21 protein-coding genes, 14 tRNA genes, 2 rRNA genes and 1 pseudogene are annotated in these 24,796 nt (G+C 44.6%); 1 reads left to right on the top strand and 37 read right to left on the bottom strand.

Annotated elements, in window-relative coordinates:
• Positions 1-441: 441 nt before the first annotated feature.
• From tsaD to Len3610_RS18195, 22 genes are all read right to left on the bottom strand, one after another.
• A complete protein-coding gene (gene tsaD / locus Len3610_RS18300; RefSeq protein WP_176449199.1) occupies positions 442-1,452 on the bottom strand; it encodes a tRNA (adenosine(37)-N6)-threonylcarbamoyltransferase complex transferase subunit TsaD in 1,011 nt (336 codons plus the stop codon).
• Complete coding sequence (rimI, locus tag Len3610_RS18295) at positions 1,449-1,898, bottom strand: ribosomal protein S18-alanine N-acetyltransferase (RefSeq protein WP_176449198.1); 450 nt, start codon at positions 1,896-1,898, stop codon at positions 1,449-1,451. Before rimI ends, tsaD begins: the two co-directional genes overlap by 4 nt.
• Positions 1,895-2,593, bottom strand: a complete 699-nt coding sequence (gene tsaB / locus Len3610_RS18290) for a tRNA (adenosine(37)-N6)-threonylcarbamoyltransferase complex dimerization subunit type 1 TsaB (protein ID WP_176449197.1) — start codon at positions 2,591-2,593, stop codon at positions 1,895-1,897. Before tsaB ends, rimI begins: the two co-directional genes overlap by 4 nt.
• 18 nt (positions 2,594-2,611) lie before the next feature.
• On the bottom strand, positions 2,612-3,067 hold the full coding sequence (gene tsaE, locus Len3610_RS18285) for a tRNA (adenosine(37)-N6)-threonylcarbamoyltransferase complex ATPase subunit type 1 TsaE (protein ID WP_176449196.1): 456 nt from the start codon (positions 3,065-3,067) through the stop codon (positions 2,612-2,614).
• Between the two features lie 4 nt (positions 3,068-3,071).
• Positions 3,072-4,046 carry a thiamine-phosphate kinase gene (gene thiL, locus Len3610_RS18280; protein ID WP_176449195.1) on the bottom strand — a complete coding sequence of 325 codons (975 nt, stop codon included), beginning with the start codon at positions 4,044-4,046 and terminating at the stop codon, positions 3,072-3,074.
• 237 nt (positions 4,047-4,283) lie between these two features.
• Positions 4,284-4,360 (bottom strand) — tRNA-Asp (locus tag Len3610_RS18275).
• Between the two features lie 44 nt (positions 4,361-4,404).
• Positions 4,405-4,481 (bottom strand) — tRNA-Met (locus tag Len3610_RS18270).
• Positions 4,482-4,882: 401 nt separating this feature from the next.
• Positions 4,883-7,804: ribosomal RNA gene (locus Len3610_RS18265) — 23S ribosomal RNA — on the bottom strand.
• A 158-nt stretch (positions 7,805-7,962) separates the two neighbouring features.
• Positions 7,963-9,543: ribosomal RNA gene (locus tag Len3610_RS18260) — 16S ribosomal RNA — on the bottom strand.
• The 16S and 23S rRNA genes sit together here with 14 tRNA genes alongside, the layout of an rRNA operon.
• A 171-nt stretch (positions 9,544-9,714) precedes the next feature.
• Positions 9,715-9,788 (bottom strand) — tRNA-Ile (locus tag Len3610_RS18255).
• Positions 9,789-9,793: 5 nt separating this feature from the next.
• Positions 9,794-9,867 (bottom strand) — tRNA-Gly (locus Len3610_RS18250).
• Between the two features lie 36 nt (positions 9,868-9,903).
• Positions 9,904-9,980: transfer RNA gene (locus Len3610_RS18245), tRNA-Pro, on the bottom strand.
• A 6-nt stretch (positions 9,981-9,986) separates the two neighbouring features.
• Positions 9,987-10,063: transfer RNA gene (locus tag Len3610_RS18240), tRNA-Arg, on the bottom strand.
• A gap of 58 nt (positions 10,064-10,121) precedes the next feature.
• Positions 10,122-10,204, bottom strand: a tRNA-Leu gene (locus tag Len3610_RS18235).
• Positions 10,205-10,258: 54 nt separating this feature from the next.
• Positions 10,259-10,340: transfer RNA gene (locus Len3610_RS18230), tRNA-Leu, on the bottom strand.
• A 4-nt stretch (positions 10,341-10,344) separates the two neighbouring features.
• Positions 10,345-10,420: transfer RNA gene (locus Len3610_RS18225), tRNA-Lys, on the bottom strand.
• A 302-nt stretch (positions 10,421-10,722) separates the two neighbouring features.
• Positions 10,723-10,797 (bottom strand) — tRNA-Gln (locus Len3610_RS18220).
• Between the two features lie 5 nt (positions 10,798-10,802).
• Positions 10,803-10,879: transfer RNA gene (locus Len3610_RS18215), tRNA-Asp, on the bottom strand.
• 29 nt (positions 10,880-10,908) lie between these two features.
• Positions 10,909-10,980: transfer RNA gene (locus Len3610_RS18210), tRNA-Glu, on the bottom strand.
• 6 nt (positions 10,981-10,986) lie between these two features.
• Positions 10,987-11,077, bottom strand: a tRNA-Ser gene (locus Len3610_RS18205).
• A gap of 5 nt (positions 11,078-11,082) precedes the next feature.
• Positions 11,083-11,157, bottom strand: a tRNA-Asn gene (locus Len3610_RS18200).
• 397 nt (positions 11,158-11,554) lie between these two features.
• Positions 11,555-12,022, bottom strand: a complete 468-nt coding sequence (locus tag Len3610_RS18195) for a SprT family protein (protein WP_176449194.1) — start codon at positions 12,020-12,022, stop codon at positions 11,555-11,557.
• Between the two features lie 422 nt (positions 12,023-12,444).
• Here Len3610_RS18195 and Len3610_RS18190 point away from each other — a divergent pair, with 422 nt between their 5' ends.
• Positions 12,445-13,947, top strand: a complete 1,503-nt coding sequence (locus Len3610_RS18190; RefSeq protein WP_176449193.1) for a catalase — start codon at positions 12,445-12,447, stop codon at positions 13,945-13,947.
• Between the two features lie 207 nt (positions 13,948-14,154).
• Here the strand turns inward: Len3610_RS18190 and Len3610_RS18185 are convergent, their stop codons facing one another.
• The 15 genes and pseudogenes from Len3610_RS18185 to Len3610_RS18120 form a co-directional block, all read right to left on the bottom strand.
• Positions 14,155-16,314 (bottom strand): Tex family protein, encoded by a 2,160-nt coding sequence (locus Len3610_RS18185; RefSeq protein ID WP_176449192.1) that lies wholly within the window; start codon positions 16,312-16,314, stop codon positions 14,155-14,157.
• 82 nt (positions 16,315-16,396) lie between these two features.
• On the bottom strand, positions 16,397-16,999 hold the full coding sequence (locus Len3610_RS18180; RefSeq protein WP_176449191.1) for a protein phosphatase 2C domain-containing protein: 603 nt from the start codon (positions 16,997-16,999) through the stop codon (positions 16,397-16,399).
• Positions 16,996-17,787: an RNA polymerase sigma factor SigB gene (sigB, locus tag Len3610_RS18175; protein ID WP_176449190.1), complete on the bottom strand. Its 792-nt coding sequence runs from the start codon at positions 17,785-17,787 to the stop codon at positions 16,996-16,998. Before sigB ends, Len3610_RS18180 begins: the two co-directional genes overlap by 4 nt.
• On the bottom strand, positions 17,759-18,235 hold the full coding sequence (rsbW, locus tag Len3610_RS18170) for an anti-sigma B factor RsbW (protein ID WP_176449189.1): 477 nt from the start codon (positions 18,233-18,235) through the stop codon (positions 17,759-17,761). The genes sigB and rsbW overlap by 29 nt, the downstream gene beginning before the upstream one ends.
• Positions 18,235-18,567 (bottom strand): STAS domain-containing protein, encoded by a 333-nt coding sequence (locus Len3610_RS18165; protein ID WP_176449188.1) that lies wholly within the window; start codon positions 18,565-18,567, stop codon positions 18,235-18,237. Before Len3610_RS18165 ends, rsbW begins: the two co-directional genes overlap by 1 nt.
• Positions 18,568-18,650: 83 nt before the next feature.
• Positions 18,651-19,661 carry a PP2C family protein-serine/threonine phosphatase gene (locus Len3610_RS18160; protein ID WP_176449187.1) on the bottom strand — a complete coding sequence of 337 codons (1,011 nt, stop codon included), beginning with the start codon at positions 19,659-19,661 and terminating at the stop codon, positions 18,651-18,653.
• An 86-nt stretch (positions 19,662-19,747) separates the two neighbouring features.
• The gene (locus tag Len3610_RS18155) at positions 19,748-20,149 is read right to left on the bottom strand and encodes an anti-sigma regulatory factor (RefSeq protein ID WP_176449186.1); all 402 of its coding nucleotides are present in this window, start codon (positions 20,147-20,149) and stop codon (positions 19,748-19,750) included.
• 2 nt (positions 20,150-20,151) lie between these two features.
• The gene (locus tag Len3610_RS18150; protein ID WP_176449185.1) at positions 20,152-20,508 is read right to left on the bottom strand and encodes an STAS domain-containing protein; all 357 of its coding nucleotides are present in this window, start codon (positions 20,506-20,508) and stop codon (positions 20,152-20,154) included.
• A 4-nt stretch (positions 20,509-20,512) separates the two neighbouring features.
• On the bottom strand, positions 20,513-20,878 hold the full coding sequence (locus Len3610_RS21970; RefSeq protein WP_369693605.1) for an STAS domain-containing protein: 366 nt from the start codon (positions 20,876-20,878) through the stop codon (positions 20,513-20,515).
• A 219-nt stretch (positions 20,879-21,097) separates the two neighbouring features.
• The gene (locus tag Len3610_RS21965; protein WP_369693604.1) at positions 21,098-21,382 is read right to left on the bottom strand and encodes a globin family protein; all 285 of its coding nucleotides are present in this window, start codon (positions 21,380-21,382) and stop codon (positions 21,098-21,100) included.
• Positions 21,383-21,540: 158 nt separating this feature from the next.
• A complete protein-coding gene (locus Len3610_RS18140; RefSeq protein WP_176449184.1) occupies positions 21,541-21,981 on the bottom strand; it encodes a hypothetical protein in 441 nt (146 codons plus the stop codon).
• A gap of 223 nt (positions 21,982-22,204) precedes the next feature.
• A pseudogene (locus Len3610_RS18135) lies at positions 22,205-22,560 on the bottom strand (type II toxin-antitoxin system PemK/MazF family toxin).
• 5 nt (positions 22,561-22,565) lie between these two features.
• Positions 22,566-22,853 carry a CopG family ribbon-helix-helix protein gene (locus Len3610_RS18130; RefSeq protein WP_176449183.1) on the bottom strand — a complete coding sequence of 96 codons (288 nt, stop codon included), beginning with the start codon at positions 22,851-22,853 and terminating at the stop codon, positions 22,566-22,568.
• 484 nt (positions 22,854-23,337) lie between these two features.
• Positions 23,338-24,309 (bottom strand): alanine racemase, encoded by a 972-nt coding sequence (gene alr, locus Len3610_RS18125; protein WP_255259679.1) that lies wholly within the window; start codon positions 24,307-24,309, stop codon positions 23,338-23,340.
• Positions 24,310-24,564: 255 nt separating this feature from the next.
• Entirely contained in the window at positions 24,565-24,750 is a 186-nt protein-coding gene (locus Len3610_RS18120) for a hypothetical protein (protein ID WP_176449182.1), read from the bottom strand.
• Between the last annotated feature and the right edge of the window lie 46 nt (positions 24,751-24,796).

The raw sequence follows: 24,796 nt of genomic DNA, 5'->3' as shown, positions 1-24,796 counted from the left end.
CGTGGGGGTATTTTAGCTATGATAAATGTTTTACTATCCAAAATCCCCACCGAACTAATCCACAGGCTTATACACAAATCAACATTGTCTCTGCCGAATCTCAAGATCTTTATACACATTTTACACAAACAGATCCTGACTTATCCCCAGTTTTAGTCCACATAGAAAAGACTATTGTGCCTTATGTCATAAAAAATATCCACAACCCAGTGGATAAGGCTGTGGATATTAATTAAAATTTTTTTGTCAAAAACCCCATAAACTGTGACACTACTTTTGGAATGTCTAACTCCAATTCTATCGAGGTTGGGTGCTCGGTCGTCGCTGCGGAAAACGGAGCGTATTTCCGCAGCGGTATCACTGCACTCAAATTTTTCACTGTGTCATTTTATATCGACTAGGAGGTTAAAAAGCAAAGCAACAAAGATCACGAAAAGAACTTTATTTTAAGACGAGTGAAGGATTCGCATTTAAGTCCCAGCCTGAGCGCTTCCCCTGTTCATATGCAACGAAACCGGCTGCAGCAATCATAGCCGCATTATCAGTACAAAGCCTTAATGGCGGGATTAACAAAGGAATATCCGCTTGGCTGAATTTTTCTTCCAGTGATTGGCGTAACCCTTGATTAGCGGCAACCCCGCCAGCAACAATCACTTGTCTGACGTTATATGTCTGTGCAGCTTTCAATGTTTTTGTTATCAAAACGTCCACGACACTCGCCTGAAAACTGGCAGCAATATCTTCTTTACTTAGTGTTTCACCACGCTGTCTCGCGTTGTGGATTGTGTTGATAACAGATGATTTCAAGCCACTGAAACTGAAATCAAAACTATCTTCTTCCAGCCATGCCCGCGGGAAATTAATTGATTCTGCTCCACGAGCAGCCAAAGAATCAATCTGTGGCCCGCCCGGATACGGCAATTCCAGCATCCGGGCAACTTTATCATAAGCCTCACCTGCTGCGTCATCACGGGTCTCACCAATTAATTCGTATGTGCCATGATCATTCATCAACACAAGCTCTGTATGACCACCGGAAACAATCAGCGCAAGCAGCGGAAAGTCGAATTCACGTTCAAACCGATTGGCATAAATATGACCGGCAATATGGTGCACACCAATCAATGGTTTCTGTTTAGCGAAGGCAAGCGCTTTTCCCGTGTTAACGCCAACCAGAAGTGCACCTACCAGCCCCGGCCCTTCTGTAACAGCAATCGCATCAATATCTTCCCATGTCAGGCTGGCTTCTTTAAAAGCTTCTTCCAGAACGATTGTGATTTGTTCCACATGATGCCGGGATGCAACTTCCGGAACAACCCCGCCAAACCGCTTATGACTGTCGATTTGGGAGGCTACCACATTGGAAATGATCTCCTTGCCATTTTTGACGATTGCCACCGCCGTTTCATCACAGCTTGTTTCAATGCCAACGATATAATGATTTGTTTTCATGATAAATTCACCCACATAACAATAGCATCCTCCTGATTATCCGTATAATAATTTTTACGGATACCACCAGGAACAAGGCCAAATTTTCGGTACATCCGCTGTGCAATCGTATTGGAAACACGCACTTCAAGCGAAAGCCGTTTTGCACCCATCCGCATGGCCTGTTCCAATGTATATAAAAATAGTGATTCACCTAATTTTTGTCCGCGAAAGCCAGGGATAATTGCAATATTGGTAATTTGAGCATCATCAATCACATGCCACATACCAGCATAGCCGACTAATTGCTCACCTCTCAGGATGACATAATAATGCGCAAACTGGTTATCAGTCAGTTCATGCAATATAACATCCCTTGGCCAGGGATTCGTGAATGATTCTGCCTCGACTTCCATCACACCATCAACATCGGACAGTTCCATCGGCCGTAAGACAACATCAGTCATTTTTCCCTTGTTCCTTCCCTGAGCCAATTTGCTTCCGCCTCAGCAAGCCGCAAGTAATTGGGAACCAACGTATGTGTACTGTCAGGCCGTTTATCTGATCCGGCATATGCTAAATGAGACGGACTCGCCAGCTGAAACGGCCCATCCGGCATAATCGCCCGATCCCCCAAGTGCGTATGAATCATTTCTTGGTGCAGGTGAATATCCGGACTTAAAAACAGCACTTCTTTTTGTGTATGGGCTAATTCTTTCAGCCAGTCTTCCATCAACACATTTTTTTCGCCACTCACTAATTCGAGGTGGTTATGCTGCATTTGATACAATCCGGTATAAACAAGCCCCCGCCGCGCATCAAAAAAGGGGCAAATATAAGCGTTGTAAAACCGTCCCTGCCAGGCAAGCACCTCAAGACTGGATACGCCGACTACAGGAATATCCAGTGCCCATGCCATCGATTTAGCTGTTGTGAGGCCAATCCGCACCCCGGTATAAGAACCAGGCCCCTTGGCAACCACAATTCTATCCAGCTGCTGCGGCGTCATATCGACTGCCCGCATTAATTGATCAATTGCCGGCATCAATCGTACCGAATGATTTTTTTTTAAATTTGTGGTGACTTCCCCAATTAACTGATCATCTTTCAGTAAAGCGACACCCAGTACGTGGTTTGATGTATCCATTGCAAGTATATTCATTCCAGAGACTCCTTACAGTTAACCGATCACATCGGCTGCAACCGATTCAAAATGTACTCCTTTTGGAAAAAACGCCAATAAACGCGTTCGATCATCAATATACGAAATCTTTATATTTAAGTATTCAGCCGGAAGATAATCCTGGATGAAATGTGCCCATTCGATAACACAAATACCATCTCCACCGAAATATTCCTCAAAACCGATATCCTCATCAGAATCTTCCAGTCGATAAACATCCATATGATAAAGTGGCATTTCCCCATGATATTCCTTTATGATGGTGAAGGTTGGACTGTTCACGGTTCGCTTAATACCGAGACCGTTGGCAAGGCCCTTTGTAAAAGTTGTTTTGCCCGCTCCAAGATCACCTTCTAATGTAACAACATCACCGGGTTTCAATAATAATGCCAAACTTTCTGCTATACGTACAGTTTCCGTTTCCGAATGTGTCTCGATTTGATACTCACTCATTATGTCACCCGCTTCGGTGGGTATAACCCTTTTTTTCAAGCTGCTTTTTTTGATTATAACGATCAACAAGCCATACGTTATGTTCATTATTCATGCTATTGCTGACATAGCCAACTTCAGTAACTGGCGTTTTTGTCCGATCAGCCATTTCTTTTAATAGTTCCCATTCACTTTTCGAAACCGTTCCCATTAATTCAAAGTCTTCCCCACCATACAGTTTCCATTTATATTGCTGTTCCTCGTTAAACTGGTGGAAATTTGCACTGACAGGGAGTTTATCTTCAAAAATAGTCAAGTTTTTTTGTGAAGCTTCGGCAATTTCATTTGCTTCACTTGCAATCCCATCGCTAATATCATTCAATGTAATGTTTGAGAGTGTTTCGAGTTCACTTGCAAAGTCAACCCTCATCGTGGGCATCCGGTGCCGTCGGTAGTAAAACTCCTTATCTGCATAGTTGTTGGGATTTGTCAGCATATGAAAGCCTGCCGCAGAATCTCCCAATGTTCCTGTTACAAACACAATATCATCGTTAGCGGCTGTACTCCTGTATCTTGCTTTATCCCGATGCACATAGCCAATTACCGTAATAGATAGCGTCAACTTATTGCCGGATACGGTGTCACCGCCAATCAAATCCATATGGTAATCTGCTCCCAATTCTGCCATACCCTTGTAAAGGCTCTCCAATTCGTCATCGCTCCAGTTTTGCGGTATAACGATTGACACAAGATAAAATGCGGGAGTTGCTCCCATGGCGCTCAAATCACTAATATTAGCGGCAAGTGTCCGGTACCCGATATGAAATGAATTCATAGTCGACCCGGAAAAATGTATATCCTCCACAAAAGTATCAACGGCTGTAACAATATCCAGTGAGGATTGTCGGAAAACAGCGGCATCATCCCCGACACCTTTTACAATAGAAGGTTGTCTATAAGTATGTTGTTTAATCGTATCAATAAACGCAAATTCATCCATCTCTTATCACCAATTTTATTATTGACTGTGTTTATGATAGCAAATACAACTTAAAAAGGAAATTTACTGAAAAGACAGTATACACTGTTGAACATTTTTTGCTGGAAAAATTTTGTTTATCCGCCAAAAATATAACAAGACCGTTTCCTTTAACGTGGAAACGGTCAGCTCGTCTATGTATTATTGAATAAAGTAAAACCTTATTTCCTTTATACTGAATCTGATATTAACATAAAATGGCGGTCCGGACGGGACTCGAACCCGCGACCTCCTGCGTGACAGGCAGGCATTCTAACCAACTGAACTACCGGACCCAGCTGGCAATACAGCAATTGCATATATACTAGGTGAATTAATTTGGTTGCGGGGGCAAGATTCGAACTTGCGACCTTCGGGTTATGAGCCCGACGAGCTACCAGACTGCTCCACCCCGCGATATAAGATAAATATAAAATTGTTCCTAATCCTTTAGGTGCTTTAACCAAAACTGCTCGTCGTGTTGCAAGTTGTTCGGTGGAGTCGCACTCCTCGCAAAAAAGCGTTGCTCGTCGTGTTGCAAGTTGTTCGGTGGAGTCGCACTCCTCGCAAAAAAGCGTTGCTCGTCGTGTTGCAAGTTGTTCGGTGAAGTCGCACTCCTCGCAAGCCTGCACATAGAAGTAAGTCCAATGATGATTGCAGCTTGCTCCACCCCACGATATGAATAAAATATAACATTTCTTAGCTGCTGATTTATTATCAGACACAAGTTATATTATAGAGATTTATTTGCAGAAATGCAAGGGATTTAACTTTGCACCCTGAAAACTAAATAAGAATTCCATTCAACCACATATGGTTTAGTTAAGTCCTCGATCGATTAGTATCTGTCAGCTCCACGTGTCGCCACGCTTCCACCTCGGACCTATCCACCTCATCGTCTCTGAGGGATCTTACTCACTTAAAGTGATGGGAAGTTTCATCTTGAGGGGGGCTTCATGCTTAGATGCTTTCAGCACTTATCCTTGCCACACGTAGCTACCCAGCTGTGCTCCTGGCGGAACAACTGGTACACCAGCGGTGTGTCCATCCCGGTCCTCTCGTACTAAGGACAGCTCCTCTCAGACTTCCAGCGCCACGACGGATAGGGACCGAACTTGTCTCTCACGACGTTCTGAACCCAGCTCGCGTACCGCTTTAATGGGCGACAGCCAACCCTTGGGACCGACTACAGCCCCAGGATGCGATGAGCCGACATCGAGGTGCCAAACCTCCCCGTCGATGTGAACTCTTGGGGGAGATAAGCCTGTTATCCCCGGGGTAGCTTTTATCCGTTGAGCGATGGCCCTTCCATGCGGGACCACCGGATCACTAAGCCCGACTTTCGTCCCTGCTCGACTTGTAGGTCTCGCAGTCAAGCTCCCTTCTGCCTTTGCCACTCTGCGAATGATTTCCAAACCATTCTGAGGGAACCTTTGGGCGCCTCCGTTACCTTTTGGGAGGCGACCGCCCCAGTCAAACTGCCTGCCTGACACTGTCTCCGGACCGGATTACGGTCCTGGGTTAGAATGTTCGTACAGCCAGGGTGGGTATCCCCACGGTGCCTCCCACGTAAGCTGGCGCTCACGTTTCGACGGCTCCCACCTATCCTGTACAAGCTGTACCAACATTCAACATCAAGGTGCAGTAAAGCTCCACGGGGTCTTTCCGTCCAGTCGCGGGTAATGCGCATCTTCACGCATAGTATAATTTCACCGGGTCTCTCGTTGAGACAGTGCCCAAGTCGTTGCACCTTTCGTGCGGGTCGGAACTTACCCGACAAGGAATTTCGCTACCTTAGGACCGTTATAGTTACGGCCGCCGTTTACTGGGGCTTCGGTTTGGCGCTTCGCGTGACAAGCACGCTAACGCGTCCCCTTAACCTTCCAGCACCGGGCAGGTGTCAGCCCCTATACTTCGCCTTTCGGCTTCGCAGAGACCTGTGTTTTTGGTAAACAGTCGCTTGGGCCTATTCACTGCGGCTCACTCGGTGTGAGCACCCCTTCTCCCGAAGTTACGGGGTCATTTTGCCGAGTTCCTTAACGAGAGTTCTCCCGATCACCTTAGGATTCTCTCCTCGCCTACCTGTGTCGGTTTGCGGTACGGGCACCTGTGAACTCACTAGAGGCTTTTCTTGGCAGTGTGGAATCAGGAACTTCGGTACTCAATTTCCCCTCCCGTCACAGCTTGGGATTGTCAGACGGATTTACCTGTCCAACTCCCTCACTGCTTGGGCGCACAATTCCGACAGTGCGCTTTCCCTATCCTGCTGCGTCCCCCCATCGTTCAAACGCTCACAAGGTGGTACAGGAATATCTGCCTGTTGGCCATCGCCTACGCCTTTCGGCCTCGGCTTAGGTCCCGACTAACCCTGAGCGGACGAGCCTTCCTCAGGAAACCTTAGGCTTTCGGTGAAAGAGATTCTCACTCTTTTTTCGCTACTCATACCGGCATTCTCACTTCCAAACGCTCCACCAGTCCTCACGTCTTGACTTCGGCAGCATTTGGAACGCTCTCCTACCATTGTTCGACGAACAAATCCGCAGCTTCGGTGATACGTTTAGCCCCGGTACATTTTCGGCGCAGAGTCACTCGACCAGTGAGCTATTACGCACTCTTTAAATGATGGCTGCTTCTAAGCCAACATACTGGTTGTCTGGGCAACTCCACATCCTTTTCCACTTAACGTATACTTAGGGACCTTAGCTGGCGGTCCGGGCTGTTTCCCTTTCGACTATGAACCTTATCACCCATAGTCTGACTCCCAGGGTTGCGTTACTGGCATTCGGAAGTTTGACTGAAATTCGGTAACGGTGGAGGGCCCCTAGTCCAATCAGTTGCTCTACCTCCAGAACGCTTCTCCCTGAGGCTAGCCCTAAAGCTATTTCGGAGAGAACCAGCTATCTCCGTGTTCGATTGGCATTTCACCCCTACCCACACCTCATCCCCGCATTTTTCAGCATACGTGGGTTCGGGCCTCCAGTCAGTGTTACCTGACCTTCACCCTGGACATGGGTAGATCACACGGTTTCGGGTCTGCGACCGTATACTGTTTACGCCTCGACTCGGCTCGGCTCCGTGTTTGCCACTTAACCTTGCATACAATCGCAACTCGCCGGTCCATTCTACAAAAGGTACGCCGTCACCCATTAACGGGCTTCGACTACTTGCAGGCACACGGTTTCAGGTTCTGTTTCACTCCCCTTCCGGGGTGCTTTTCACCTTTCCCTCACGGTACTGGTTCACTATCGGTCACCAGGGAGTATTTAGCCTTGGGAGATGGTCCTCCCGGATTCCGACGGAATTTCCCGTGTTCCGCCGTACTCAGGATCCACGCCGGAGGAAATGGCTTTTCGACTACAGGGCTCTTACCTTTTTCGGCTGATCATTCCAGATCGATTCGTCTAAGCCATTTCTTGATAACTCCCATGGCGTGTCCTTCTACCCCGGAAAGCATCGCTTTCCGGTTTGGGCTGTTTCCGTTTCGCTTCGCCGCTACTCCGGGGAAATCGCGTTGCTTTCTCTTCTCCGGGGTACTGAGATGTTTCAGTTCCCCGGGTGTGCCTCTTGTGCCCTATGAATTCAGACACAAGTACTGCCCCATTACGGACAGCGGGTTGCCCCATTCGGAAATCCCCGGGTCGCAGTCTACTTACGACTCACCGGGGCATATCGGTGTTAGTCCCGTCCTTCGTCGGCTCCTGGTGCCAAGGCATTCACCGTGCGCCATCGTTCACTTAACTAATACGTGCGTTCGTTTGACGAACGTTTTTAAATCAATGTCGTTGAATGTCTTGCTCTTATAGTTTTCAAGTCCAAACTTCGCTTCCACACGAGGGATTTTGCTCCCTCAAAACTGAACCAAACAACCATGGCATGACTTCCCTTAAAAATCCTTTAGAAAGGAGGTGATCCAGCCGCACCTTCCGATACGGGCTACCTTGTTTACGACTTCACCCAATCATTGGCCCCCACCTTCGGCGGCTGGCTCCGAAAGGTTACCTCACCGACTTCGGGTGTTGCCAACTCTCGTTGGTGGTGACGGGCGGTGTGTACAAGGCCCGGAACGTATTTCACGCGGCATGCTGATCGCGAATTAACTAGCGATTCGGCCTTCATACAGGCGAGTTGCAGCCCTGCAATCCGAACTGGGGAATGGTTTTATGGGATTTGCTTCACCTCACGGCTTCGCTGCCCTTTGTTCCATCCATTGTAGCACGTGTGTAGCCCAGGTCATAAGGGGCATGATGATTTGACGTCATCCCCGCCTTCCTCCGGTTTGTCACCGGCAGTCACCTTAGAGTGCCCAACTTAATGCTGGCAACTAAGATCAAGGGTTGCGCTCGTTACGGGACTTAACCCAACATCTCACGACACGAGCTGACGACAACCATGCACCACCTGTCACTCTGTCCCGAAGGGAACACGGTATCTTCTACCGCCATCAGAGGATGTTCAAGACTGGTAAGTTCTTCGCGTTGCTTCGAATTAAACCACATGCTCCACCGCTTGTGCGGGCCCCCGTCAATTCTTTTGAGTTTCAGCCTTGCGGCCGTAATCCCCAGGCGGAGTGCTTATTGCGTTAACTTCAGCACTAAGGGGTGGAAACCCCCTAACACCTAGCACTCAACGTTTACGGCGTGGACTACCAGGGTATCTAATCCTGTTCGCTACCACGCTTTTCGCACCTCAGCGTCAGTGACAGACCAAGAGAGTCGCCTTCGCCCACTGGTGTTCCTCCACATCTCTACGCATTTCACCGCTACACGTGGAATTCCACTCTCCTCTTCTGTACTCAAGTCCTCCAGTTTCCAATGACCACCCGCAGTTAAGCTGCGGGATTTCACATCAGACTTAAAAGACCGCCTGCGTGCCCTTTACGCCCAATAATTCCGGACAACGCTTGCCCCCTACGTATTACCGCGGCTGCTGGCACGTAGTTAGCCGGGGCTTTCTGGTCAGGTACCGTCAATGTCCTGCCCTGTTCGAACAGAACGTGTTCTTCCCTGACAACAGAGTTTTACGATCCGAAAACCTTCTTTCACTCACGCGGCGTTGCCACCGTCAGACTTTCGTTCCATTGCGGATGATTCCCTACTGCTGCCTCCCGTAGGAGTCTGGGGCCGTTGTCTCAGTCCCCAGGTGTGGCCGATCACCCTCTCAGGTCGGCTACGCATCGTCGCCTTGGTGAGCTCTTACCTCACCAACTAACTAATGCGCCGCGGGCCCATCTGTAAGTGACAGCTTAATGCCGTCTTTCAACTGCCGGTCATGCGACCGAAAGTGTCATCCGGTATTAGCTCGCGTTTCCGCGAGTTATCCCGGTCTCACAGGCAGGTTGCCCACGTGTTACTCACCCGTCCGCCGCTCGTTCCACAGGTGAGGCGCCCCGAAGGGCGTTCACCTGCTTCCCGCGCACGACTTGCATGTATTAGGCACGCCGCCAGCGTTCGTCCTGAGCCAAGATCAAACTCTCCAATAAAAGTTTGCCATAAGGTCGACACCGATCAACCTTATCAATGTCTTAGCTTCAAAAATTGATTCCAGGGGTTAAAGTGTCATCATTCGGATTAAAACAATCCAACTTCCGACCTCTTACCTCTGACATCTGTTTATCATACAGGTTGTTTTGTTCAGTTTTCAAGGAGCAAAATGGGCCTGGGTGGACTCGAACCACCGACCTCACGCTTATCAGGCGTGCGCTCTGACCGACTGAGCTACAGGCCCTAAGATGGAGCGGGTGATGGGAATCGAACCCACGACATCAGCTTGGAAGGCTGAGGTTTTACCACTAAACTACACCCGCAAAAAGTTCATTTAAGTAGTTTGATATTCTCTCGGGTGGTCGGGAAGACAGGATTTGAACCTGCGACCCCATGGTCCCAAACCATGTGCTCTGCCAAGCTGAGCTACTTCCCGATATTATGGCGCGCCCGAGAGGAGTCGAACCCCTAACCTTCTGATCCGTAGTCAGACGCTCTATCCAATTGAGCTACGGGCGCTTAAAAAGCGACATCCTTTAATATAACACAAATACATAAGGTTGTCAACAATTCAAAATGCGGCCGAGAGGACTTGAACCTCCACGGGGTCACCCCCACTAGGCCCTCAACCTAGCGCGTCTGCCATTCCGCCACGACCGCGTATAAATGAAAATAAAATGCATGAATTTCACAACAATAGAAGTCTGATTGAAGTGCGGATGGAGGGACTCGAACCCTCACGTCGTAAGACACTAGATCCTGGGTCTAGCGCGTCTGCCAATTCCGCCACATCCGCAAAGTGGTGAGCCATGGAGGATTCGAACCTCCGACCCTCTGATTAAAAGTCAGATGCTCTGCCAACTGAGCTAATGGCTCGTATACTATTATAGTAAGCTTTTGATTTATGAAGATGCTACTCTATAGTAACGCTTTATGTGCCCGTCGTGTTGTATGTTATTTCGGTGAAGTTGCACTCCCCACAGAAAATCATCGCTCGTCATATTGCAAGCGAATTCGGTGACGCAACACTCCTCAAAGGCCTGCACACAGAAATGTACTCGGCTATGTTTGCGGCCAGCTAACGGCTCATTGAATCACAATCGACTATTAATTTATCGTGATGCTTTATAAGTCAGTTGTATAATTCAATACTTTCAACAATATTTTCGCATTAAAAATGGCTGGGCTAGCTGGATTCGAACCAGCGAATCACGGGATCAAAACCCGATGCCTTACCGCTTGGCTATAGCCCAACAAATGGCGGTCCGGACGGGACTCGAACCCGCGACCTCCTGCGTGACAGGCAGGCATTCTAACCAGCTGAACTACCGGACCCAACCAATTAACATATGAAAAATATACAATGACCCGTACGGGATTCGAACCCGTGTTACCGCCGTGAAAGGGCGGTGTCTTAACCACTTGACCAACGGGCCATAATATGGCGGAGAAGGAGGGATTTGAACCCTCGCGCCGCTTACACGGCCTACACCCTTAGCAGGGGCGCCTCTTCAGCCACTTGAGTACTTCTCCGTAAATGGCTCCACAGGCAGGATTCGAACCTGCGACCGATCGGTTAACAGCCGATAGCTCTACCACTGAGCTACTGTGGAATAATCTAATATGTGCAATCAATGCGTTATAACTTAAAGAGTCGTGCTCGTTGTGTTGTAAGCAGACTCAGCGATGTAGCACTCCTCGCAGAAAAGTGTTGCTCGTCGTGTTGCAAGTCGACTCGGTGATGCAGCACTCCTCGCAGAAAAGCTCTGCTCATCGTGTTGTTAGTTTTTTTGTTTTTGCACCTTGGTCTTAAATAAAATTAAAACGCCATGAATTGCTGCGACGAAAAATATAATACAATAAATAGTTCGTAATGTCAACATCTTTAGACAGAGAATTTTTGGGGAGCCCAAAAGCGCCCTGTCGCCTAACTTTTTTAAGGCTTGTATAATTTAACATGCTGGATAGTTTTCGTCAATAATATATGAAGGTGAAATTCATAAATGGCTTTCAGCTATTATTCTGTCCGTTCATTACCAATTCACCTTTGCATTTACCACATCTGAATTTCTTTACATCAACTCTGCGAACACGTTTATAAATATGATTGCATTTTCTGCATTGATAAATATATTTGAATCGTTTTAGAGCCGATGGTAATGGCGAACAATGCCGTGGTGATCCTGTCTCCTTTAAAAGATTCTTGAAATCCCGGTCACCGTGTTTATATCCCTTTCCTTCTATATGAAGATGATAATGGCATAACTCATGTTTAAGAATTCCGATAACCTCTTCTTCATCACACTCCAAAACATACTTTGGGTTTAATTCAATCGTTCTTTTTGCCGGCAGATACCTTCCGCCAGTGGTTCTAAGGCGGTTATTGAATTCCACGACATCCACAAAAGGCTTGTGAAAGTATTGGCGGGAAAGTTGCTCAACTAATTTGTATAAATCATTCTCATTTAAATTTTCCACTTGCAAACCCTTCTTACTATATAAATGTGATATGAATCTTACTTCTGCAAGCTTTCCGATCAGACAGCAATCATCCGGGAAATAAAGCCACCGTTATTTCACAAATTAAGTCATCTACAATACTTTCGCGGAAGAACTATACTGATATCACTATTTAAAATTATTATGAATAAATATTGATTTTTAATAAATTTATATTATAATAGAGCTTGGGTGCTGATAATGAGCTCACCTAAAATTGCGGTGTAATATTTGTAACCGGACCTTACTGACGTTATAAAAGATCCTGATACTTATGAACATCGTTTTGCTATTATTATCATAGTAGCAAACATCCGCTTTTTCCGCAATTTTATGGTACAATCACCCGTTAACCTATTAATATATTTTAGTCATTATCATAAACAGGAGGGAATATTTTCATGAGCGAACATGAAAACAATAATAAGAAAAAGATGACAACGGCATTCGGTGCTCCCGTACCCAATGATGATAATTCTAAAACAGCCGGTAAACGCGGGCCATTGTTAATGGAAGACTACTGGTTCCTGGAAAAAATGGCTCATTTTGACAGAGAAGTCATTCCGGAACGCCGCATGCACGCAAAAGGTGCCGGTGCATATGGTACATTTACAGTAACACACGATATTACAAACTATACAAAAGCAGACATATTCTCTGAAATCGGCAAGAAGACGGATATGTTCATTCGCTTCTCAACCGTTGCCGGTGAACGTGGCGCTCCAGATGCAGAGCGTGATATTCGCGGAACAGCCATGAAATTCTATACAGAAGAAGGTAACTGGGATCTTGTCGGTAATAATACCCCTGTATTCTTCATGCGGGATCCGAAAAGATTTACAGACCTGAACCACGTGGTTAAACGTAACCCTAAAACAAATATGAAAAGCCCTGACGCTAAATACGATTTCTGGTCTTTACTGCCTGAATCACTTCATCAGGTTACCATTGTCAATAGTAACCGGGGTGTGCCGGCAAGTTTCAGGAATATGCACTTATTCAGCAGCCATGCGTACAGCTTGATTAATGCCGATAATGAACGTGTATGGGTTAAATTCCACTTCCGTACACAACAAGGCATCAAAAACCTGAAAGACGATGAAGCTGAAAAGCTGAGAGGACAAGATCCTGAAAGCCACACAAGAGATTTATATAATGCTATCGCAAACGGTCATAATCCAAAATGGACATTATATATTCAGGTCATGACCGAAGAAGAAGCTAAAAATATGCCTTATAACCCATTTGATTTAACTAAAGTTTGGTATAAAGAAGACTTTCCGCTGATTGAAGTTGGCGAATTGGAACTGAACCGTAATCCGGAGAACTACTTTACTGAAGTAGAGCAGGCCGCATTTGCGCCGACGAATATTGTACCAGGCATTGGTTTCTCACCGGATAAAATGCTGCAAGGCCGTATATTCTCTTATAGTGATACACAGCGTTACCGTCTGGGTGTCAATCATTGGCAAATTCCGGTTAACTACCCTAAAAATGCAAAAGACTTCCATCCATACCATCGTGACGGCGCCATGCGTGTCATGAACGGAGCAGAGGGTGGAGAGATTTCTTATTCACCTAACAGTTATGGCGAATGGGAAGACAGCAAAGAACATCAAGAACCAGCATTAGAAATTAATGGACCGGCTGATTATCATAACTTCCGTGAAGATGACGATATGTACTTTGAACAGCCAGGAAAATTATTCCGCCTCCTGAGTCCGGAAGAACAAGAGGATTTGTTCTACAATACGGCGAATGATATGGAAGGGGCTACCCATGAGGTTAAACTGAGACATATCACGAACTGTTATAAAGCTGACCCTGCCTACGGTGAAGGTGTCGCAAAAGCTGCAGGCATCCCATTAAGCGAGGTAGAAGCAGCCGTCAGTGATAAGGAATAAATTAATCTAAATAAAAAAGACTGTCCCCCAGGTTGGACAGTCTTTTTTATAACGTCAAAAATATAAATTATGGTTGACCTTATAAGAAAAACTTCGGTACTCGCTTAGGGTAAGGCGAATGCCGAAGTTTTTCTAATGTTTTCATTCTCATCTGACATGCAGAACGAGACTTTTTTTGAGCTTACTGAAAATCAGTCAATGTGCAAACTATTTATTCCCATTAACCATTGAAAGTGCAATCCGCCCTTTGTCTATATCAATATTTTCCACCCATACGGTCACCACATCACCAACGGACGTTATATCCATCGGGTGTTTAACAAATTTATTGGACATTTTCGAGATATGGACCAGACCATCTTGTTTAACACCAATATCCACAAATACGCCGAAGTCGACTACATTGCGTACCGTTCCTTGCATTTCCATACCCTGCTGTAAATCTTCCATTGATAAAACATTTTGTTTCAATAATGGTTTTGGCAAGTCATCACGTGGATCGCGCTCAGGTTTTTTAAGTGCCGATATGATATCTCTTAACGTCGGTTCACCAATAGCCAATTCTTCAGCCATAACCCCTGCATCGACGTTATTCAGCTTTTCACTCAGTTTCTCTGTGCCGACATCTTCCATATCGCATTCAACCAACCAGAGAAGCTGTTTTGCCTGTTCATAACTCTCTGGATGGATTGGGGTTCTGTCAAACGGGTTCTCACCATCCGGAACACGTAAAAAACCTATCCCCTGTTCGTATGTTTTCGCACCGAGACGCGGAATTTGTCGCAACTGGTTCCGATTGATAAATTTCCCGTCTTCATTACGTTTCGTCACAATATTATTGGCAACCGTCTTGCTTAATCCGGCCACATACTGCAGCAATGCAGGTGAAGCTGTATTGACATTGACACCCACCTGGTTTACAGCCGTTTCAACGACAAATGTCAGTGACTCATTAAGTGCTTTTTGGGCGACATCATGCTGATACTGTCCGACACCGATTGATTTTGGGTCTATTTTCACAAGTTCAGCAAGTGGATCCTGGACTCTTCTGGCAATTGATGCTGCACTGCGCTCTTCAACCTGCAGGTCAGGAAATTCCTCTCGTGCCAATTTGGATGCCGAGTACACACTTGCCCCTGCTTCGTTAACAATCATATACGGAATATCCAATGTATGTTTGTTAATCACATCAGAAATGAACTGTTCGGTCTCCCTCGAGGCTGTCCCGTTTCCAATCGCAATCAGTTCAACATCAAATCGATTGATAAAATCCATGACAATTTTCTCGGCACCGGCCGTATCATGTTTTGGTGCAGTCGGATACATGACACTCACATCATGCACTTTTCCGGTTTCATCAACAACTGCCAGCTTGCATCCTGTCCGGTAGGCCGGATCAACACCAAGTACAGTCTTTCCCTTAAGCGGGGGCTGAAGCAACAGGTTTTTAAGATTTTTGGAGAATACCTCAATTGATTGTCCTTCCGCTTTTTCAGTTAAGCTGTTACGGACTTCCCGTTCAACGGCTGGATGAATAAGCCGTTTAAAACTATCTTCAATGGCATCCTGAAGAATTTTGACGGTTTCCTGATTAGCTTGATTTGTAATCACGTTGCGCTTCAGGTATTCCAGTATACGTTCGGTCGGTGGTTCAACCGAAACTTTCAGCACTTCCTCTTTTTCCCCGCGATTTAAAGCTAAAATACGGTGCGAAACCAGCGAACGGACAGCTTCATCGTAGTCATAATACATTTCATAAACGCCTTTTTCATCCTTATTTGAATCCTTTGCTTCTGCATGGATTTGTCCGCGCTTAAAGGTTTCGCTGCGTATGTATTCACGGTATTCCGCCTCATCTGAAACCCATTCTGCTATGATGTCATTAACACCTTTCAGCACATCTTCCACTGTTTTTAACGCATATTCTTCCGATAAAAACTCCTCTGCTTTACCGGTCACATCGCTTAGCTCCTGTTTCCACACAAGCAGTGCCAGTGGTTCCAATCCTTTTTCTTTAGCTTTTGTTGCCCGTGTCCGGCGTTTTTGTTTGTAAGGACGGTACAAGTCTTCCACCCGCTGGAGCTGTGTTGCCTGTGTGATATCACGCTTCAATTCTTCCGTAAGCTTTCCTTGTTCATCAATCAGGCGGATGACTTCTTCTTTTCGTTCAGCAAGGTTCACGGCATATTGCCATTTATCATGAATCTGTTTTATCTGAACTTCATCAAGTCCGCCTGTTACCTCTTTACGGTACCGTGCAATAAATGGCACCGTGTTTCCTTCATCCATCAGTTCGATTACTTTTTTGACAGTAGCTGTTTTGACCTCTGTTTCACCAGCTACCCATTGTTCCAGTTGAGTTGACACGATTCGCTCCTCCTTTATACTACATTGTAATTCTACCAAAAAAAGGCCGGAATGAAAAAAGACCGACTATTCAAAGCCGACCTTAGTCACCGTATTTTATGGCAATCAATGTTGTATCATCTTCACGCATTTCCCCATTTGTATAATTGGCATATGTTTGAACGACCTGATTAACATCTCTGTTTAATAAAAACCGCTGTGATAAGTCTTTATCAGTAACACCGTCGGAAAACAAAATAAAACTCATCGAAGGATAAAGTGTATCCGTCACAACCTTAAATGGCCTATGATAACCTGCAAGATAACCGGCATTTGGTATATTGCGCTTTTTTACGCCATTCTCAAATATGGTCAGAATCCCGACATTTCCGATTGAAGAGAATGTATAACGGCTTTCCCGAAAATCGATTCTTAAGATCCCGATGACAGCTCCGCGTTTTCCTGACAACTGCCCGTTACATTTTTTAATCAGCTGTTCAACTGTTGCATGAATGTTTTTCTCTATGATACGAATGACAATGTCAGAGGATTCTTTTGCAAACTCGCCACTTCCCAAACCGTCTGCTAAAGCACAAATATATTCATCTTCCGTTTCTGTATAAAAATAACTGTCTCCACACAAATGTTGATTCTGCTTCGCTTTTTGAAAAACAGCTGTTTCAACTTTATTCCGTTGGTTATTCAATCCAGGGCCTCCGCATTGTCCGATTGAAGCGCCTCGCGAAGTTTTCGCAACGAACGGCGCTGCAGGCGTGATACATGCATCTGGGAAATGCCAAGTTTCTCACCGGTTTCTTTCTGGCTCATATATTCAAAGTAGGTACAGCGTAAAATCTCCTGTTCCCGTTCAGATAAGACAGGCAGTATTTTCTCCAGCAGCATACGCTGGTCAACATTGTCATATCCACTGTCATTATGACCAACCAAATCCAATATAGCAACGGTACTGCCCTCGGAATCCGCTTCAATCTTTCGGTCAACCGAAAGTGCTTTATAGCTTTTACCCATCTCCATCGTTTCCAGTACTTCTTCTTCAGAAACATTCAGATAATCCGCTATTTCCAGAACAGATGGGGAATCCTGGTTTTCGGTCATTAACTCATCAACAGCTTTTCTTATTTTTGGACCTAATTCCTTGATTCGGCGGGGGACATGAACACTCCATGTTTTATCACGAATAAATCGTTTAATCTCCCCGATAATCGTCGGTATGGCGAATGATTCAAACGATTTGCCAAATGATGCATCATATCTTCTAACGGCAGCAATCAAACCAATCATGCCCACTTGGGTTAAGTCTTCATGAATACTGCTGTTTTTCGAATATTTTCTGGCTAAGGATTCGACCAAATCCGTATAAGTTAAAACGATCTGTTCTTGTAACGCTTCATTATCCGGATCTTCCTGGAGAGCCTCAATGCGTTGATATATGTCATCCTGGTTTTTATTGTGTTGTTGAGATTTGGTCGTCATCAAGACCCACCCCGGCTTCACGAAGGTACTTAGTCATTAAAACGATAACACCATAGTCGTTTTTAATCTCCACCTTATCCATTAATGCGTCAATAAGGAAAAGGCCAAAGCCACCTTCACGCAAATTTTCAACAGACTCAGAGCCCTCGTAAGGACCAATACCCCCTTTAACTTCATTCAGATCGAAACTGCCTCCATGATCCGCCACCATCACTTCCAGACGTTCATCATATACACCGAATCCAATCGTCACTTCCCCATCGTCTCCATCATAATAGGCATGATCGACTGCATTGGTAATCGCCTCGGAAATAGCCACCTTAAGATCTTCAATCGCTTCATATGAAAACCCTAACCGGGTCGCAATCCCGGAAATACTTAAGCGTACAACACTCACGTATTCAGCTTTGGCGGGAACCTTCATTTCTATAAAATCAAAATTTTCCATTAATTATTTCCACCCCGAATTGCAGTATCTATCGTTATAATTTCATCAAGTCCCGTGATCCTGAATAACCTTAACACACGATCCTGCAAATCAACCAAACGCAATTCACTATTGTTCTCTTTCGTTGATTTTAAAGCACTGATGAAAACACCCAACCCTGTACTGTCCATATAATGAACATTTTCCAAATTGACCTCTACTTGATTCCTCTCGATTTTAGTCAGCGGTAATAATTTCTCTTTCAGCTGTGGTGCGGTATATGCATCAATTTCACCGAACAGTTTTACAGTGGACTTCCCGATCCCCTCTGTAATATCAATTTTCAAATCCATTATTACCCTCCTAAATTAAGGATGAAACTTAATCTATTACGTTTAACGTTCATCAAAAATTCTATTCCCCGATTAACTTGCCGCTAAACTTCCTTTTTAAAAACAAGCAGCGTAAAGTCATCACGGAACTGGAAATTCTGCATCCGTTCAAAATGTTTATAGACCTTATTAACCATCTCCTGAGCCGGTAAATCACTGTATTGCTCGATAACCTCCAGAACTTCTTCTGTTTCAATAAACCGGTCACCCTGCTTACATTCAGTGACACCATCTGTCAGAAGTACGACCATATCACCCTTATTAATTGTCCGTTCATATTCCCGGTAATCTGCGTCCGGGGAAACACCAAGTACCAGCCCTTTCGCTTTGATCTCTTCAAATGTTTTCGTTTCAGCATTATAGTAAAAACCGGGTTCATGTCCGGCAGATGCGTATCGAATTTTGTTTTTGGCTGGCAGGTATTGGATATAAAACATCGTGATAAACATGCCTGCATCAACATTTCGTTCAACAACCCGGTTTAAATTTTTTAGTATCGTTTTAGGACTCATGGTTGCTTCCGGCAGGCTGTCCATTGAGTATTTAATCATCGACATGCACAATGCAGCCGGGATCCCTTTTCCAATTACATCTGCAATAGCTATGCCAATGGAATTGTCTTTACCCTCTAAAAAATGATAATAATCACCGCTCATTTGGTTTGCCGGAGCGCTGACGACACCAATATCGAGATCTTCCGTTTCAGGTTTCGTCGTTGCAAGCAGCGTTTCCTGCATATTCGCCGCTACAGCAATCTCTGATTTAAGCTGTGATTGTTCTTCCCGTAATGAATAATTTTCCTGATAGGCAATGCCATACGTAATCATAATTTCCACCAGAAAGTTCATTGAATGTCGGAAATATTCAGGTACATCCGGGTATAGTTCTTCCAGTGCCTGAATATGAAGATTGACAATCTCTTCTGGTGGAACGTTATTTTTAATAAACATTTTACTAAGTTGTTCGGCACCGTAAAGCGACTGTTCGTCACGTATTTCAATGTAATGTTTTAATAAATTGCGATAGTTGCTGATATCTGTATTCAGGGTTTCCATTCCAGCACGCCCCCTTAATATGAAACAGCAAAATAAGGGGTGGACTAACACATGTTCCCCCTTTTGCCATACATTACCCTATCTGCTTATCTTAGCCATTTCAAAGCTATGACTTCGGTTCCCTTGCCCTCCTCCGATTGAATGTCAAATTGATCGACTAAACGCTTCACCCCGGGAAGGCCTGCCCCCAGACCGCCTGACGTTGAGTAACCATCATCCATAATCTGACTGATGTTTTGAATCCCGGGCCCCGTATCAGTCGAAATAATGGTTAGCCCTTTTTTCTCCAGGGAATCAGTTTGTTCAAAACATATCTCACCGCTATCAGCATATAAATATACGTTGCGGGCAAGTTCGGATATCGCAGTAGCAATACGAGCCTGATCAACCGTACCGAATCCAATTTCACGGGAAATGTCCCTGCCAAGCTGACGTGCCTTCACGATATCCCACTCTTTTTCAATTTTAACACAGGATTGGAGATCCATCCTCATTCCCCCAATTCCTGATGTAATTTAATCAACCCTTGCTCCAAGTCTAATGCAGTTGGGACATCTTTTAAATGTATGCCTAAATCAATTAATGTGACGGCAACTGCAGGCTGAATCCCGGTCAATACAACTTTCGCCCCCATAAGATCTGACATCGTCACGACATCACCTAACACTTTTGCTATAAAGGAATCAATGATTTCAACAGATGTCAGGTCGATCACAACACCTGAGGCTCCGGTCGTATGGATTTTGTCCAGCAAATCTTCCTGAAACTGTATAGCCGTGTTATCATCCATTTCCGTTTGAATCGAAATCAATAAATAATCATGTAATTTTAAAATAGGTATCCGCACTTTATCACTCTCCCCCAAGGGAATCAATCAAGTCTGCAACGGTATCATCTTTCTTCTTCGTGTCAATAATTCTGCGGTTGGTTAATTCAAGCGCTTTGAGAAATCCTTTTCTAAGTGAGCTCTTGGTCGGGAATTTGCCCAAATCAATTCCCAGATTCACAATGGTCTGAGCAATTTCCGGCCGTATACCGACAAGAATACATGTCGCACCAACCAGACGAACTGCATCTGCGGCTTGAACAATATGGTGTGCGACCATTGTATCAACAACCGGGACACCTGTAATATCAATTAAAACAACTTCCGAATTATGTTTGATGACACCATCAAGCAAATTTTCCATAATTAATTTGGCACGCTCGGGTATCAATCGTTCAACTAATTGGCATTACGGTTATATCATCCATGACGCGAATAAGCGGAGCAGATATTCCTGAAGTGCAACCCGCTGCAGGAAAGGATATTTCTTCCCAGTCCTGAATACTCATTAACAGTTGTCTGATCACAGGTTCAAACCCACTTATCCACATCTGCAGCAATTCAGAAATATTAGTTGTGTCGATTTGATCTGATTGGTTCCAGGATAAAGTCAACCCGTGACACGGCCTGAAACCTGCAGACCGTCTGTTATGTAACTAACCTGCCAGCCAAGATTAATCAGCTTTTCAGCAAATTCCTTTAATTGTTTCGTGTCACCTTCATCTTTAATACTGCTGAAAATAATATTGACAAATTCCCGATTTGTACTTTCCAACAATTCATCCGTAACACTCGAAGAATAATTGGAGGTTTTCAGTGAATCAATCTCATCGATCCACTTTTGCACAATTATATCACTATTTTCCAGTACAATGCCTTTAAACTTTCTATCCATATTCTCCTCCTACTTTTCACCCTGTTACGTTATACATTATTTTTCGAAAATTATTTTTTACATATTTAATCACATGTTATCATAAAATCAGTCAAAATTCGATTAATAGCAAAAAAATGACTTTCACCTAAGAGGGGGCAGTGAAAGTCATTATCGTTTTATAGGCTGCTTTTCGTAAATTTTGTTGCTTTTAACTTCGTAGTAGATGTAAAAATGCGACGTAAGTGCTGTGTTGATTTCCGTTCCGGCCAGTCGCGCACCTTAGGACAACGCTTCAGTCTCCTCGGAAGAAAACCGCTTCCTCGATAAAGAAAACCACTTTTTCTTTCGTGCGATGGCATCGCGTCGAAGCTTTCCTTGTCCTGCGGTCTCAGCTGCCCGCTTTCCGCAGGAGTTCGACTGGCCTTCACTCCAATCAACAACCACAAAAGAGGTTTGATTACACGATAAATAATATGATTATAAAGCACAAAACAGCGGAGGAAATATGCGGAGACTCCTGCGGGATGAGAGGCATAGGTGAGACCCCGGAGCGCGTCAGCGAGTTTTTTCTGCGAGGAGTGCTGCTTCACCGAAAACACTTGCAACACGACGAGCACGAGGTGGCTCACCAGCCGCCCTAAGGTGCGCGGAGCGTATTTCCGGAGCGGTGTTACTGCACTTAAAATATTCTCTACGTCGCTGTTTATGGATTTTGTGGCATGAACAACAATCTTTTAGAAAACGGGCTTTTTATAAAATCGGCTTTGAAAAGATATTGAGCCTGATATGACACACGGGATAAAAAATACCCCTATTCTTAAATTGAAAGGGGGGGCATACCTATTGATCATACATTTCATTTAGTCCAAGACTGATTCCAATGCTTATCAATCTTTTCCATCATATGATTATCAAGCTTTGTATTTATCGGTCAACCGCTGCTTATCCAACGTTCTGATTTGTTCCAGCAATATAACCGAATTACGGTCAAATCCATACCGCTTTGCATTGATCTCCACGTGTGTCGGGAGTTTGGCCTTCTGAATCTGAGCAGTTATAGCAGCAACAATAACAGTTGGGCTGAACCGGTTTCCGATATCATTCTGCAGGATCAATACCGGGCGTATGCCTCCCTGTTCTGATCCCACTACAGGGGATAAGTCGGCGAAATATACTTCGCCTCTTTGAACGATCAAGAGCCTTACACCCCGATCACTGTACGCTGTAAATTATTTTTCTCAGCTTCTTCTTCGGCCTGAAAAGCTTCTGAAGCGATTGTCAGATTAATATTAGCCATTTCCATATACCCTTGCTGCATCGATTCACGGAACTGCTGGATATGCTCCTCTTTTTTGTGTTCCAAGTAATTTCGCGTCGCCTGACATATGAAATCACTTAAATCACTATTTTCATACTTCATAAGTCCATCCACCTCGTTTAGCAGGTTCTTTGGTAAACGTACTGAAATTTCTTGTGAGCTCTCTGACAAAACCATGCACCTCCGACAACTTGTAAACGATCATTATTAAATTCTTTTTCAATAATATCATTGTATGACATGGTTTGCAAAGGCTTATTGAAATATTGTTGGAAACCTGGCCCCAAAAATCTACTTTAACCATCATTTTTCACCATATTAAATAGGCTTATACAAAATATTTATACCCACTTTCCTGGCTTTAAATGGGCTCCTGCTATCTATATTATTACGAAACAGACATTTTATGCCAACAACAATTAAGAAATTTAATTTCGCCCTCATGTAAATGGCAGCCATTCATGAATCAAAGATCCACCAAACTAGAATAAAACAGTTTTTCATGGAGCATTTATAAAGCGCGCTTTAAACGTGACAGACCTTCTCTCGACGGAATCCAGCTTTTATGAAGCACGCTTTGAACGAGACAGACCTTCTCTCGATGAAATTCAGCTTTTATGAAGCGCGCTTTGAACGTGACGGACCTTCTCTGCCATTAATCTGATTGATACAGTCTTGGAACACGGCTTGATATCATACATGGTATTTCATAATTGATGGTATCCAGTTTTGCCGCAATTTCATCGGTTTCAATCTCACTATTTCCTTGTTTCCCAATTAAGGTTACCTTGGTCCCAACAGAATATTCTTTGTCAAGTCTAATCATCGTCTGATCCATTGTAATTCTTCCGACAATCGGCATTCGTTTGCCATCGATCAATACGTCCATCCCCTGCAGCTTGCGGATCCAGCCATCAGCGTATCCTATCGGTATGGTGCCGATATATTCCTGATCTCTCGTCGTATACGTTGCACCATAGCTGATTGATTCGCCCGGATCCACTTTTTTCACATGGATAAGTCTGCTGTGCAATGAGAATGCAGGCTTCAGATCAATCTCACGTTCTTCTTTTAAAACATCTGACGGGTATAAACCGTACATCGATATGCCAAACCGCATGTAATCGTACATCCGTTCAGGAAAGCGAATGGATGCTGCGCTGTTGCCGATATGAACTGAAACCGGCTTATTCCAGATCGCTTCAAATGTTTGCAGTAAATATTCAAACCGGCTCTGCTGCATTTCAAAATAATCAAATCCAGCATCATCAGCCGTGGCAAAATGTGTATAAATACCGGTTAAATTAATAGCCGAACTGTCATTGATTTCTTCAGTAAGCTCTTTTAACTCATCAGCCGTCCGCAATCCCACTCGTCCCATACCAGTATCCCATTTCATATGTACATTCACCGGTGATGAAAGCGAAAGCTGGTTCACTTCATGCACCCATTCCGTTTGAAAGCAGGTCAGCGTAATATCGTGCCGGACAGCAACCGGGACATCCTGCGGCAAAACCCGTCCAAACACAAGAATTGGAGCTGTGATACCCGCCTCACGCAGCTTTAATGCTTCTTCCAAAAGTGCGACGCCAGCATTTTGCACAGTTTCCAATCCTTTTTTCAGCAACCTCGGGCCGCTCCATGACCATATGCATCTGCTTTGACCACGCGATTAACCTCACACTGTTCAGGGAAGTTTACTTTTTCATTGGTTTAATATTATTGACCTATTGCGTTAAGATCCACTTCGGCCATGTACTGCGATAAATATTTCCGTCCACCAAAAATCCTCCTTGTTTCCCTTCTTACCTTAATTTTACCGAAAATGCCCAAAAATAAAAAGCAGACCCCCTCTCTGATGAGTCTGCTTGCGGCACTTCATTTACTTCACATCTTGACCTTGTACAGATTGTGCAACTTCAATCATTTCTTCTCTGGTCAGCTCTTCACTTGCCAGGACAAAGCTCATCCCGTTATTAGTCCACTCAATCGTGTTATCGGACAGTGCACGCACCAATCGAGTGGCCCAGTTCACAATCTTCACGTCAACCATTTTGCGTGATGACATGGTTGTTACACGTCCTGCTTTTCCTCAAACCAGGGTGAAATCTTTA

Origin of the sequence: Lentibacillus sp. CBA3610 (assembly GCF_013373365.1) — a bacterium.
In the GTDB taxonomy this organism is placed as follows: Bacteria; Bacillota; Bacilli; order Bacillales; family Amphibacillaceae; genus Lentibacillus.
Note: the sequence above shows the minus strand (reverse complement) of the source record. Positions and strands in the feature narration are given on the sequence as shown.

Coding starts and splice junctions, on each gene's coding strand:
- rsbW (WP_176449189.1), bottom strand. CDS start 18,235: ATGGAAAATTTTGATTTTATAGAAATGAAGGTTCCCGCCAAAGCTGAA.
- tsaE (WP_176449196.1), bottom strand. CDS start 3,067: ATGAGTGAGTATCAAATCGAGACACATTCGGAAACGGAAACTGTACGT.
- thiL (WP_176449195.1), bottom strand. CDS start 4,046: ATGGATGAATTTGCGTTTATTGATACGATTAAACAACATACTTATAGA.
- rimI (WP_176449198.1), bottom strand. CDS start 1,898: ATGACTGATGTTGTCTTACGGCCGATGGAACTGTCCGATGTTGATGGT.
- tsaD (WP_176449199.1), bottom strand. CDS start 1,452: ATGAAAACAAATCATTATATCGTTGGCATTGAAACAAGCTGTGATGAA.
- Len3610_RS18165 (WP_176449188.1), bottom strand. CDS start 18,567: ATGGATTTGAAAATTGATATTACAGAGGGGATCGGGAAGTCCACTGTA.
- Len3610_RS18160 (WP_176449187.1), bottom strand. CDS start 19,661: ATGGAAACCCTGAATACAGATATCAGCAACTATCGCAATTTATTAAAA.
- Len3610_RS21965 (WP_369693604.1), bottom strand. CDS start 21,382: ATGGATAGAAAGTTTAAAGGCATTGTACTGGAAAATAGTGATATAATT.
- sigB (WP_176449190.1), bottom strand. CDS start 17,787: ATGACGACCAAATCTCAACAACACAATAAAAACCAGGATGACATATAT.
- Len3610_RS18120 (WP_176449182.1), bottom strand. CDS start 24,750: ATGTCATCACGCAAAATGGTTGACGTGAAGATTGTGAACTGGGCCACT.
- Len3610_RS18155 (WP_176449186.1), bottom strand. CDS start 20,149: ATGGATCTCCAATCCTGTGTTAAAATTGAAAAAGAGTGGGATATCGTG.
- Len3610_RS18190 (WP_176449193.1), top strand. CDS start 12,445: ATGAGCGAACATGAAAACAATAATAAGAAAAAGATGACAACGGCATTC.
- tsaB (WP_176449197.1), bottom strand. CDS start 2,593: ATGAATATACTTGCAATGGATACATCAAACCACGTACTGGGTGTCGCT.